The 12279-nt window shown below is 66.0% G+C and carries 11 protein-coding genes; 5 read left to right on the plus strand and 6 right to left on the minus strand.

Features of this window, described 5'->3' with window-relative positions; all coding sequences use genetic code 11:
* Positions 1-207 precede the first annotated feature (207 nt).
* Positions 208-1146 (plus strand): carbohydrate kinase family protein, encoded by a 939-nt coding sequence (locus ACM0PY_RS13125; protein ID WP_005419403.1) that lies wholly within the window; start codon positions 208-210, stop codon positions 1144-1146.
* A gap of 217 nt (positions 1147-1363) precedes the next feature.
* On the opposite strand, the gene ACM0PY_RS13130 is transcribed toward ACM0PY_RS13125, so the two are convergent.
* From ACM0PY_RS13130 to ubiE, 4 genes are all read right to left on the minus strand, one after another.
* Positions 1364-1984 carry an HAD family hydrolase gene (locus ACM0PY_RS13130; RefSeq protein WP_134971863.1) on the minus strand — a complete coding sequence of 207 codons (621 nt, stop codon included), beginning with the start codon at positions 1982-1984 and terminating at the stop codon, positions 1364-1366.
* Positions 1984-2715 (minus strand): hypothetical protein, encoded by a 732-nt coding sequence (locus ACM0PY_RS13135; RefSeq protein ID WP_134971865.1) that lies wholly within the window; start codon positions 2713-2715, stop codon positions 1984-1986. Before ACM0PY_RS13135 ends, ACM0PY_RS13130 begins: the two co-directional genes overlap by 1 nt.
* Positions 2716-2842: 127 nt before the next feature.
* Complete coding sequence (locus ACM0PY_RS13140) at positions 2843-4771, minus strand: M1 family metallopeptidase (RefSeq protein WP_111098682.1); 1929 nt, start codon at positions 4769-4771, stop codon at positions 2843-2845.
* Positions 4772-4954: 183 nt separating this feature from the next.
* The gene (ubiE, locus tag ACM0PY_RS13145) at positions 4955-5716 is read right to left on the minus strand and encodes a bifunctional demethylmenaquinone methyltransferase/2-methoxy-6-polyprenyl-1,4-benzoquinol methylase UbiE (RefSeq protein WP_005419407.1); all 762 of its coding nucleotides are present in this window, start codon (positions 5714-5716) and stop codon (positions 4955-4957) included.
* Positions 5717-5797: 81 nt separating this feature from the next.
* Here ubiE and ACM0PY_RS13150 point away from each other — a divergent pair, with 81 nt between their 5' ends.
* The 4 genes from ACM0PY_RS13150 (at position 5798) to ACM0PY_RS13165 (ending at position 7613) form a co-directional block, all read left to right on the plus strand.
* Positions 5798-6250: a nucleoside deaminase gene (locus tag ACM0PY_RS13150; protein WP_005411083.1), complete on the plus strand. Its 453-nt coding sequence runs from the start codon at positions 5798-5800 to the stop codon at positions 6248-6250.
* 198 nt (positions 6251-6448) lie between these two features.
* The gene (locus tag ACM0PY_RS13155) at positions 6449-6709 is read left to right on the plus strand and encodes a hypothetical protein (RefSeq protein ID WP_065186226.1); all 261 of its coding nucleotides are present in this window, start codon (positions 6449-6451) and stop codon (positions 6707-6709) included.
* A 75-nt stretch (positions 6710-6784) separates the two neighbouring features.
* On the plus strand, positions 6785-7120 hold the full coding sequence (locus ACM0PY_RS13160; protein WP_005411085.1) for a hypothetical protein: 336 nt from the start codon (positions 6785-6787) through the stop codon (positions 7118-7120).
* Positions 7121-7190: 70 nt separating this feature from the next.
* A complete protein-coding gene (locus ACM0PY_RS13165; RefSeq protein WP_065186225.1) occupies positions 7191-7613 on the plus strand; it encodes a low affinity iron permease family protein in 423 nt (140 codons plus the stop codon).
* 83 nt (positions 7614-7696) lie between these two features.
* Here the strand turns inward: ACM0PY_RS13165 and smeF are convergent, their stop codons facing one another.
* Positions 7697-9097, minus strand: a complete 1401-nt coding sequence (gene smeF, locus ACM0PY_RS13170) for a multidrug efflux RND transporter outer membrane subunit SmeF (RefSeq protein WP_414609393.1) — start codon at positions 9095-9097, stop codon at positions 7697-7699.
* 57 nt (positions 9098-9154) lie between these two features.
* Entirely contained in the window at positions 9155-12277 is a 3123-nt protein-coding gene (gene smeE, locus ACM0PY_RS13175) for a multidrug efflux RND transporter permease subunit SmeE (protein WP_069139165.1), read from the minus strand.
* Positions 12278-12279 lie beyond the last annotated feature (2 nt).

Raw genomic sequence — 12279 nt, forward strand, 5'->3', positions numbered from 1 at the left:
CCTAGCAACCCGCCTGCCGCCGAGCAAGGAAAAAACTAGCTGAACCCGCGTCTTCACAGGCTTTCGGCCTGATCGGGTCTCACCCGGTTCTGGCCCTGAGCGGCACCAGCGGGTAACCTTTGCGCCGTCGGGCGCCCAAGGGCGCCGTTTGCTTGCCCGATGAACCGGGCCGGCCCACCCCAAAATTCACCGCATAGGCTTACATCGATGTCCGCTCTGATCTGTGGTTCTCTTGCCTTCGACACCATCATGGTGTTCCCGGACCAGTTCAAGAATCACATCCTGCCGGACAAGGTGCACATCCTGAACGTGTCCTTCCTGGTGCCGCGCATGCGCCGCGAGTTCGGCGGCTGCGCAGGCAACATCGCCTACAACCTGCACCTGCTGGGCGGCCAGCCGATCCCGATGGGCACCGTGGGTTCGGACTTCGGCCCGTACCGCGAATACTTCGAAGGCCTGGGCATCGACCTGTCGCGCGTGCGCGTGATCGATGAGCTGTTCACCCCGCAGGCGTTCATCACCACCGACCACGACAACAACCAGATCACCGCCTTCCACCCGGGCGCGATGATGCGTTCCTACGAGAACCACGTGCGTGGGGTGCCGGGCGTGACCCTGGGCCTGGTCGGCCCGGACGGCCGCGAAGGCATGATCCAGAACGCGCAGGAATTCCACGAAGACGGCATCCCGTTCATCTTCGACCCGGGCCAGGCCATGCCGCTGTTCAACGGCCCGGAACTGCGCGCCTTCATCGAGCAGGCCGACTACGTGGTGGTCAACGACTACGAGTCGAACCTGCTGCAGGAGCGCACCGGCTGGGACGAAAAGGAGATCGTCAGCCGGGTCAAGGCCTACATCACCACCCGTGGCCCGAAAGGCGCGGTCATCCACACCCCGGAAAAGAGCTATGACATCCCGCCGGCGCACGAGCGCCGCGTGGTCGACCCGACCGGCTGTGGCGACGCCTTCCGCGCCGGCCTGATCTACGGCATCCAGAAAGGCTACGACTGGCTGACCATCGGCCGCATGGGCAACCTGATGGGCGCGCTGAAGGTCGAGCATCCGGGCACGCAGAACCAGCGCTTCACCTTCGACGAGTTCAACGAGCAGTTCAAGCAGCAGTTCGGTTACGCGCTGGGCGCGTAAACCGAACTGCCCGCGCATTCCACCTTATCCCCGCGCCTTCGGCGCGCCCCCTTGAACAACAAGGGGGCTTTCCACCCGATGCGCCGCTGGGAATGCTGTGGGTAGGTGTCGACCTTGGTCGACACTGCCGGCCAGCGGCCGGCACTACCGGAACTTCCGACCGACACGTTGCCTGCTCTCTGTAGAGCCGAGCCCATGCTCGGCTTGCGCGCGCCGGTCATGCGGCCTGCCAGGCAGCCAACAGCGCGCGGCAATCGGCGAAATGCCAGTCGGCGCGGCCCGGCCACGGGTTTTCCGGCAGGTTGACCAGTACGGTATGGGCGCCCGCGGCGCGGCCGCACTCCAGGTCGTAGGCGTGGTCACCCACCATCACCGCCTGCGCAGGCCCGATGCCCCATCGCCGCAGATGCTGCTGCAGGCCCTCCGGCGAGGGCTTGGGCACCGCTTCATCGCGACCAATGATGTCGGCATCGTCGAACAACGCCCCGACCCCGATCGCGTCCAACGTCAGCTTCGCCAGCGCATGATCATTGCGGGTCAGGATGCCGAGCCGGCAGCCTGCCGCCGACAACGCGCGCAGCAGCTTCACCGCACCCGGTGCAGGCAGTGCGTCCTCGGCCAGCGCGCGCTCATGATCCAGCAGCCACTCGCGCTTGGCCTGCCCCGGTGCGTCCGGCAACGCCGCAATATGATCAAGGATGTCTTCCTCGGCCGCGATCTCCAGCGCGCGGCGGATCGCGGCGAAATCATGCACGGCGACGGTCAGCGTGCCATCCATGTCGAACACCCAGTGCCGGATCGCGGACAACGCGTGCACCGCGCTGCCCGTCGCGACCATCACTGCCACCACTGCGGCATGCGGCTGGCGTCGACACCGCCGGTCTCGAACACCGCCGTGCGGGTGCCGCCGGCCTTGACCGGGAACTCGATGCTGATCGACCTGCCCTTGCGCGCCAGCTTCCACAGCGCCTTCTGGTCGGTGATGAACAGGGCGATGGCTTCATCGGTCTTCGGGCGCCACGCGGCCATCGACACCGGCTTGCCGTCGTCCACGGTCACTTTCACCGTGCACTGCGGGCAACGGAAATCGCCGGCCTGCAGCACCAGGTAGGCATGCCGCTTCCACTCCGGATGATCGCGGAACACCAGCTGCACCGTCTTCGCGCCGCTGCCATCCACGTCCACCCGTTCCTTGCTGTAGATCTGCGCCGAAACCTGGTTGCCCTTGTTGCCCACCGGGATCTGGTTGTACTGCCACAGCGCCTGCATGCGGCGCAGGTCGCGCGCGGCATCGCCCTTGGCCTTGACCTCGTCGAAGCCTGCAGCGATGCGCTCGGCGGCGGCGGTGTCCTTGTACTGGTCCAGCAGCGAGGCGCCGTGCAGGCGCGCGCGCTCCCAGTCCTGCGCGGCCACGGCCATGTCGTACTGCTTGGCCACGTCTTCGGCCTTGGCCTCCTTCTGCGCCTGCACGGCGGCTGCGGCGGCTTCCTGCGCCTTGCGTTCTTCCTCGGGGTTGCTGCAGGCGGCCAGCGCCAGGGTGCAGGCGGTGAGCAGGATCAGTCGTTTCATGGCGGAGGTCCTTTGCGAGTGCATCCCGATTCTATCGGCAGCGAAAAGCGGATACACCAACGGCGGGTTTCCCCGCCGTTGGTGGTGAAGCAGTGACCGGTTGCCGGCCAGCGGCCGGCACTACCGCTTACTTGGCTTCAGCCTTGGCCAGCATGTCCTGGACCGAGGCGGTGGTGATCGGGTGGTAGCCCGGCTTGGCCTTTTCGAAGGCCTGCTTGGCCAGCTCCAGCCCCTTCGGGGTCTTCACCAGTTCGGCGTAGATCGGCAGGATCAGCTTGCGACGGCCGACGCGCTCGATGAATGCCGCCGCGCCTTCATTGGCCTGCTCGTAGCCGCTGCGGATCGCCAGCGGGTACCAGCGCATGGCGATCTCGCCATTCGGGGTGCCGGTGAAGTGGAAGGCCTTGTCCAGCGTGGCCAGCTTGTCCAGCGGCTGGGTCGCGCCCAAGCCATCGATGAAGCGCACCCATTCCTGCGTGCTCCAGTCGGCGATGACCTGGCTGCTCGGCACGGTGCCGGCGCTGGCGAAGGCGATGCGCGCGGTATCGACGCTGCTGAAGTTGCGCGACTGCGCCTTGGCCGCGAACGCCGGAATGCCCGGCTCGTCCAGCCATGCCTTCAGTTCGGCCTCGGTCACTGCCGACGGATTCTTCGGCAGCAGGTTCTTCTTCATGTAGTCGACGAACTGGTCGGTGTTCGCGCTCTGGAAAGCATGGTCATCGAACCAGCCACGCAGGAACGGATCGAAGGTCTCGCGGCCGAAGCGCTGCTCCAGGAATTCCAGGAACCACGCACCCTTGACGTAGGCCACCTGGCTGAGGGCTTCGTCGGGATCACGCTCGTTCAGCGGCGGCAGCGCCAGCGCCTGGTCGGCCGGGCTCATGTCCTTCACTTCGGCCAGCAGGTCGGTCTGGTCGATCTGCTTCTCCATCTCGGCCATTTCCTTGCCGTACAGGGCTTCGGTGATGCGGCCCTGGACGTAGGTGGTGAAGCCTTCATTGAGCCAGATGTCCTTCCAGCTGGCGTTGGTCACCAGGTTGCCCGACCAGCTGTGCGCCAGTTCGTGGGCGACCAGCGAGACCAGCGACTTGTCGCCGACGATCACGGTCGGGGTGGCGAAGGTCAGGCGCGGGTTCTCCATGCCACCGAACGGGAACGACGGCGGCAGCACCAGCATGTCGTAGCGGCCCCAGCGGTATTCGCCGTACAGCTTCTCGGCGGCACCGATCATCTTCTCGGTGTCCTCGAATTCCTTGGCGGCCTTGTTGACCATGGTCGGCTCGGCCCAGACGCCGGAGCGGCCGGAGATCGGCTCGAACACCAGGTCGCCAGCGGCGATGGCCAGCAGATAGGACGGAATCGGCTGCGGCATCTTGAAGGTGTAGTCACCATCACGCGCGGCCTTCGGATCGTTGTCGGCGCTCATCAGCACCATCACGTCCGGGCGCGAGACCACGTGCGCGCTGTAGGTGAAGCGCACGCTCGGGGTGTCCTGCAGCGGCACCCAGGAACGGGCATGGATGGCCTGCGACTGGCTGAACATGAAGGGCAGCTTCTTGCCCTCGGTCATCGACGGCGCCAGCCACTGCAGGCCCGAGGCGGTCGGTGCGGTGTGGTAGGTCACTTCCACCTTGGCCGGCTGTTCCGCAGCCTCGATGGTCAGCTTGCTGCCGAACACCTTGTCGGCCGGGGCCAGTTCGAACTTCAGCGGGCTGCGCGCGCCGTCGGCGGCAACGGCCTCGACCTTGGACACGGTCAGCTCGCGGGTGTCGAGCACCAGCTGCCTGGCGTCCTTCTGTTTCCATTCCAGGGTGTAGGTGGCGGTACCGCCGATCTGCTTCTGGTCGAAGTCCAGCTTCAGATCCAGCGCGATGTCCTTGATGACGACCTTGTCCGGCTCGGCGTACGAGCTCTCGTCGTGGCTGCGGTTCTCGGCGTTCACGGGGGCGGCAGGGGCCTTTGCGGCAGTCGGGGCGGCGGCGGGCGCGGCCGCCTCCTGGGAGCAGCCGGCGGCCAGGGCCACGGCCAGCGGAAGGAGCATCAGCGGATTACGCATGAATCGGGACCGTTACGGGGATCAAACCCCAATGGTACCTCCCTCGGGCCCGGCAGGCGTTGCGCGGTGCGGGGTAATGGCAGGCACAGCGCCGGTAGTGCTTGCCGCTGGCCGGCAACCCCGTCGCCCGGTGGTTGCCCGCGCAGGTGCCGGCCAGCGGCCGGCACTACCGGAACACCGGGCTTACAGCTTGTAGCCGGAGTGGATCGAGACGATGCCGCCGGTCAGGTTCTTGTAGTGGCAGCGCTCGAAGCCGGCCTGCCCCATCATCGCCTTCAGTTCGTCCTGCGGCGGATGCTTGCGGATGCTCTCGGCCAGGTACTGGTAGCTGTCCGAATCGTTGGCGAACAACTTGCCCAGCCTGGGCAGGATCTTGAACGAGTGGAAGTCGTAGATCGGCTTGAACCAGTCGGCAGTGACTTCGGAGAACTCCAGCACGCGGGCCTGGCCGCCCACCTTCAGCACGCGGTACATCTCGCGCAGGCCGGCGTCCTTGTCGGTCACGTTGCGCAGGCCGAAGGCAATGGTGACCAGGTCGAAGCTGTTGTCCGGGAACGGCAGGGCTTCGGCGTTGCACTGCACGTAGTCCAGGCCAAGCACCAGGCCGCGGTTGGTCAGGCGGTCCCGACCGACCGACAGCATGCCGGCGTTGATGTCGCCCAGCACCACCGAGCCCTCGGCGCCGACGCGTTCCTTCAGCAGGGCGGCGATGTCGCCGGTGCCGCCGGCCAGATCGAGCACGCGGTCGCCCGGCTTCACCTGCGCGGTCGCGACGTAGTAGCGCTTCCACGCCCGGTGCACGCCCAGGCTCATCAGGTCGTTCATCAGGTCGTAGTTGCGCGCGACCGAGGTGAACACCTGGCCGACCAGCTTCTGCTTGTCCTTGGCGGCGACGTCGCGGAACCCGAAATGGGTGGTACCGGCTTTGTAGGGGGATTCGCTCATGGCCCCGATTATCGCACCGCCGGGGGCCAGCGGCACCCCCTGCCCGTATGATGGCGGGCCACGACTGACCGGAGCCCCCGCATGATCACCACGCCCGACTACCAGGCCCTGCTGCAGACCGCCATCGCCGAAGCCCGCCAGGGCCTGGCCGAGGGCGGCGTGCCGATCGGCGCGGCGCTGTACCACAACGACGGCCGCCTGCTCGGCTGCGGCCACAACCGCCGCGTGCAGGAAGGCGACCCATCGGTGCACGGCGAAACCGACGCCTTCCGCAAGGCCGGCCGCCAGCGCCGCTACCAGGACACCATCATGGTCACCACCCTGGCGCCGTGCTGGTACTGCTCGGGTCTGGTGCGCCAGTTCAACATCGGCACCGTGGTGGTGGGCGAATCGCGCACGTTCCAGGGCGGCATCGACTGGCTGCGCGAGAACGGTGTCAACGTGATCGACCTCGACAGCCAGGAATGCGTTGACCTGTTGGGTGGCTTCATTGCGCAGCATCCGGAGATCTGGAATGAAGACATCGGTGAATAAGCACCGTGCAACGTGTCGTTGAACCCGTTTAATGAACGCTTCAGCGCGGGCACGTTCTAGTGCCCGCAGCGTTTGCGGCCGATGCCGTGAACCCGTGCACAGTCAGCTGCGCTGCGTGCATACACTGCGGTAACACCCCACCCGGCCGAGGCGCCTAGGGTGGGGTTACCGGGGTCCCTTTCCCCGGCGGAGCCAGCCATGTGCGCGCACGCCGTACGTCCCCCGCCCGACCCGATCCTCGATGCCATCCGCGAGCGCCTGCAGCAGCAATATGCACTGCACCGGCGCGGCGCGCTGTTCTGGACTGCCTATCAGCACATGCAACTGGAGCTGGTCCGCCGCCACCCGCTCGACCAGGAGCGCCTGTGCAATGCGATGGCCGACATGGCCGAGGACCTCGGTGCGGTCGAGCATGCGCAATTGATCGGCAATCGCCACGCCGGCTCCACATCCCGCTGACGCGGCATGCACCGCCACATACGCCACACTCCGATGAACCCCCACTCCCTTTCCACTCAACCGAACTGGATTGTCATGCACGCTGAAGTCCCCACCATTCCTCCGGTCATCAACGTAGACGCCGAGCTTGACCACTGGCGCCGCCAGCATGCCGAAGGCGCACTGCCGCACAACTCGTTCGGCTCGTACGTGCCGTGGATCAAGTTCGCCTGCGATTCGCTGATCACCCAGCCGCGCGCCAGCGAGGCCGAACGTGACGAGATGTTCCAGACCCAGTACGCCCTGCAGATCATGCCGCGGCTGAGCGAAGCCCAGGCCCGTGAGTTCGTCGACCGTTGCTGGCAGCACGTCTACCAGAGCAGCCCGGTGCGCAGCCTGCAGGCGCCACGACTGCAGCGCATGCGCGCCTGACCGGCGCTGCACGGCACCTGCACGGGTCACTGCCGATCATCCTCGTCACCTGAGTGGGCACACGACGACGATGAAAGCACGCAACCTGTTCAATACGATCGCCAAGAAGGCCGCGACAGCCACCGGCTCACCGTGGACCTTCCTGGCTGCAGTAGCGATCGTGGTGATCTGGGGCATCACCGGCCCGGTGTTCGGTTTCAACGACACCTGGCAGCTGGTGATCAATACCGGCACCACCATCATCACCTTCCTGATGGTGTTCCTGATCCAGCACACGCAGAACGCGGACACCGCCGCGATGCAGATCAAGCTGGACGAGCTGATCCGGGCGACGGCCGAAGCCAACAACGAACTGCTGGATCTGGAAGAACTGGACGAAGCGCGCCTGGAAGAGATCCGTGCCGAGTACGAGCAGATGGCCCGCGAAGCAGGCGATGCGCTGGCGCGCGTCCGTGCCTGCCATGCGGCGCGGCGCGACGATGAAGCGGTGTAGCAGGCCCCGGAATGACAATGCCGGCCAGCGGCCGGCACTACCATCGATCATCCAGGTAGAGCCGGCCGCCGGCCGGCTTTCTTTCATCCGCGCTCGTGCCAGCCACCGCCCAGCACCTTGTACAGGGTGATGCGGTTGGCCTGCTGGGCCAACTGCGCCTGCAACTGGGTCTGCTGCGCGTTGTAGGCAGTACGTCGTGCGTCCAGCAGGCTCACGAAGCTGTCCAGGCCGGCGTCGTAACGTGCCTGCGACAGGCGGTTGGCCTGTTCGGCCGCTTCCACCAGGCGCTGCTGTGAACTCACCTGTTCATCCAGGCTGACATTCAACGCCAGCGCATCGGCGGTTTCGCGGAAGCCCACCTGGATCGACTTCTCGTACTGCGCCAGTGCGATATCACGATCAGCGTTGGCGACGGCCAGGTTGGCGCGCAGCTTGCCGCCCTGGAAGATCGGCAGGGTGATCTTCGGCAGGAAACTCCATACGCGGGTGCCGCTGTCGAACAGGCTGGACAATTCGCTGGAGCCACTGCCAATGCTGCCGGTCAGCGAGATGCTCGGGAAGAACGCGGCACGTGCCGCGCCGATGTTGGCATTGGCGGCCAGCAGCTGGTGTTCGGCGGCCATGATGTCCGGGCGCTGCAGCAGCACATCGCTGGGCAGGCCGGCCGGCGGAGGCGCCAGTGCCAGCAACTGCGGTTCGATGCCGTCCGGCAGCAGCGCCGGATCCAACTGGCCACCGGCCAGCAGCGCCAGCGCGTTGCGGTCCTGGGCCAGCTGGCCACGCAGGCGCGCGGCGTCGGTACGCGCGGTTTCCACCAGCGTGCGGGTCTGGGTCAGCTCCAGCGCCGAGCTACCACCACGCTCGTGGCGGGCCTCGGCCAGGCGCAACGAATCCTCGTAGGTCTTCAGCGTGGCATCGGCGATCTTCAGACGCTGGGCATCGGCACCGTAGGTCAGCCACGCCGTCGCTGTCTCGGCCACCAGGCTCAGCTGCGCGTTGCGACGATTGGCAGCTACGGCAAAGTACTGCTGCAGTGCCGCTTCGCTGAGGTTGCGCACGCGGCCGAACAGGTCCAGCTCGAACTCGGCCACTCCGACACCGGCGGTGAACTGCTCGGTGACGCCGGCCTCGGTGCCTTGGCGCTGCATCTGGCCGGTGACGGCCACACCGGGCACGCGGTCGGCGCGCTGTACGCGGTACTGGCCGCGCGCGCGTTCAACGTTGAGCACGGCCACGCGCAGGTCGCGGTTGTTCTGCAGCGACTGCTCGATCACCTGCTGCAGGCGCGCATCGGTGAAGAAGTCGCGCCAGCCTACGGCGGCGACATCGGCCGCCTGGCCCTGTACAGCCTCGGCCGGCCACTGCGCCGGAATTGCCGGAGCGACGGCGGTGTTCTTCGGCACCAGAGTGGAGCAGCCGGCCAGCGCGAGCGCGGCGGCAATGGAAAGGAACAGGGATGCACTTTTCATGGGAATGACTTCCATCGGTACTGCCGGATGGCAGGAGGCAGTGCCGGCCGGCGGCCGGCACTACCGTTTCGATCACGTCGCGGATTTGCGCTTGAACACGCGCTGCACCACCACGAAGAACAGCGGCACGAAGAACACGCCGAGCACGGTGCCGACGATCATGCCGCCGAGCACGCCGGTGCCGATCGCCTGCTTGGCGCCGGAGCCGGCACCGGTGGAGATCGCCAGCGGTACCACGCCCATGCCGAAGGCCAGCGAGGTCATCACGATCGGGCGCAGGCGGTCGCGCACCGCATGCATGATCGCCTCGATCAGGCCCGCGCCCTTCTCCAGGTTTTCCTTGGCGAACTCGACGATCAGGATCGCGTTCTTGCTGGTCAGGCCTACCGTGGTCAGCATCGCCACCTGGAAATAGATGTCGCGCTCCAGGCCCTTGAAGGTATTGGCCAGCACTGCGCCGAGGATACCCAGCGGGGCCGCCAGCAGCACCGCCGTCGGCACGCTCCAGCTTTCGTACATCGCGGCCAGGCACAGGAACACGATCATCAGCGACAGCGTGTACAGCAACGGCGTCTGCGAGCCCGCCTGGCGTTCCTGGTAGGACATCGCCGTCCACTCGATGCCGAAGCCCGCGGGCAGCTGCTTGGCCAGTTGCTCGATCTCGGCCATGGCATCGCCGGAGGCAACACCCGGGGCCGGTTCGCCCTGGATCTCCATCGCCGACACACCGTTGTAGCGCTCCAGGCGCGGCGAACCGTAATCCCAGTGCTTGGTGGCGAACGCGCTGAACGGCACCATCTCGCCCTTGTCGTTCTTCACGGACCAGAGGTCGAAGTCCTCCGGGACCATGCGGAACGGCTGGTCGGCCTGCACGAACACGCGCTTGACGCGGCCACGATCGACGAAGTCGTCGATGTACGAGCTGCCCCACGCAGCGGCCAGCGTGCCGTTGATCTGGTCGATCGACAACCCCAGCGAGGTCGCCTTGGCCGCATCGATGTCGATACGGAACTGCGGTGTGTCCTCCTGGCCGTTCGGGCGCACGTTGGCCAGCTTCTTGCTGCCCGCAGCGAGGCCCAGCAGCTGGTTGCGTGCGGCCACCAGTGCCTCGTGGCCCTGGCCGCTGTTGTCCTTCAGGAAGAAGGTGTAACCCGAAGCGGTACCCAGCTCTGGAATGGCCGGCGGCGGGAAGGCGAAGATGAAGGCATCCTTGATCTGGCCCAGGGCTGCCATCGCACGACCGGTGATCGGCATCACGCCATTGTTGGCGTCACGCTCGCTCCAGTCCTTCAGCTTGACGAACGCCATGCCGGCGTTCTGGCCCATGCCGGCGAAGCTGAAGCCCTGCACGGAGAACACCGAATCCACCGCATCCTTCTCGTTCTGCAGGAAGTGGTTTTCCAGTGCCGCGATCGATTCCAGCGTGCGCTCCTGGGTGGCGCCGACCGGGGCCTGCACCAGCGCCATCAGCACGCCCTGGTCTTCGTTGGGCAGGAACGAGCTGGGCAGGCGCACGAACAGCACGCCCATCAGCACGAACAGTGCCGCCACGATGCCCATGAAGCGCCACGGACGATGGATGATGCCGCGCACACCACGCTGGTAACTTTCGCTGGTGCGGTCGAAGCCGCGGTTGAAACCGTTGAAGAAGCGACCGGCCAGGCCGCGGTGGGCAACATGATGCTCGCCCTTCTTCAACGGCTTGAGCATGGTCGCGCACAGTGCCGGCGTCAGCACGATCGCCACCAGTACCGACAACGCCATTGCAGAGACAATCGTGGCCGAGAACTGCCGGTAGATCACGCCGGTGGATCCGCTCATGAAGGCCATCGGCACGAACACCGCCGACAGCACCAGGCCGATACCCACCAGCGCACCGGTGATCTGGCCCATCGACTTGCGGGTCGCTTCAAGCGGCGACAGTCCTTCCTCGGACATGATGCGCTCGACGTTCTCCACCACCACGATGGCATCGTCCACCAGCAGGCCGATCGCCAGCACCATCGCGAACATGGTCAGCATGTTCACCGAGAAGCCCAGCATCGCCAGCACGCCGAAGGTACCCAGCAGCACCACCGGCACGGCGATGGTCGGGATCAGGGTGGCGCGGAAGTTCTGCAGGAACAGGTACATCACCACGAACACCAGCACGATCGCTTCGAGCAGGGTCTGCACCACGCCCTTGATCGACACGCGCACGAAGGGGGTGGTGTCGTACGGGATCTCGGCCTTCAATCCGGCCGGGAAGAAGCTCTTCATGTCGTCCAGCGCAGCATCCACGCCGGCAGCGGTATCCAGCGCATTGGCGCCGGTCGCCAGGGTGACCGCCAGGCCGCTGGCCGGCTGGCCGTTGTAGCGGGTGACGAAGTCGTAGGACTCGGCACCCAGTTCGACGCGGGCGACATCACCCAGGCGCAGCTCGGCACCGTCCTGCGCGCCGCGCACGATGATGTTGCGGAACTGTTCCGGGGTCTGCAGGCGTGACTGCGCGTTGATGGTGGCGTTGAGCTGCTGGCCCTTCACCGACGGCGCACCGCCGAGCTGGCCGATCGCCACCTGGGCATTTTGTGCCTTGATTGCCGCAGTCACTTCCGCGACGGACAGGCCATAGGTATGCAGCTTGTTCGGGTCCAGCCAGATGCGCATGGCGTACTTGCCACCGAATACCTGGATGTTGCCCACGCCCGGCACGCGGCTGAGGCGGTCGACGACATTGGAACCGACGTAGTCGGCGATGTCGTTGGCGTCCATGCTGCCGTTCTCGGACACGAACGCGATGACGTTCAGGAAGCCCGAGCTGGACTTGGCCACGTTGATGCCCTGCCGCTGCACTTCCTGCGGCAGCAGCGGCATGGCCAGCTGCAGCTTGTTCTGCACCTGCACCTGGGCGATGTCCGGGTTGGTGCCGCTCTCGAAGGTCAGGGTGATGGTGGCCTGGCCGTTGGACGAGCTGTTGGAGGAGAAGTAGATCAGGCCATCAAGGCCCTTCATGTTCTGCTCGATGATCTGCGTCACCGAGTCCTCGACCACCTTGGCCGATGCACCCGGGTAGGTGGCGCTGATTTCCACCGCCGGCGGTGCGACGTTGGGGTACATCGAGACCGGCAGCTTGAACAGGGCCAGGCCGCCGGCGAGCATGATGATGATGGCGATCACCCACGCAAAGATGGGTCGATCGATGAAAAAGCGTGCCATGG

Origin of the sequence: Stenotrophomonas sp. BR163, assembly GCF_047520985.2 — a bacterium.
Classification (GTDB): domain Bacteria; phylum Pseudomonadota; class Gammaproteobacteria; order Xanthomonadales; family Xanthomonadaceae; genus Stenotrophomonas; species Stenotrophomonas sepilia.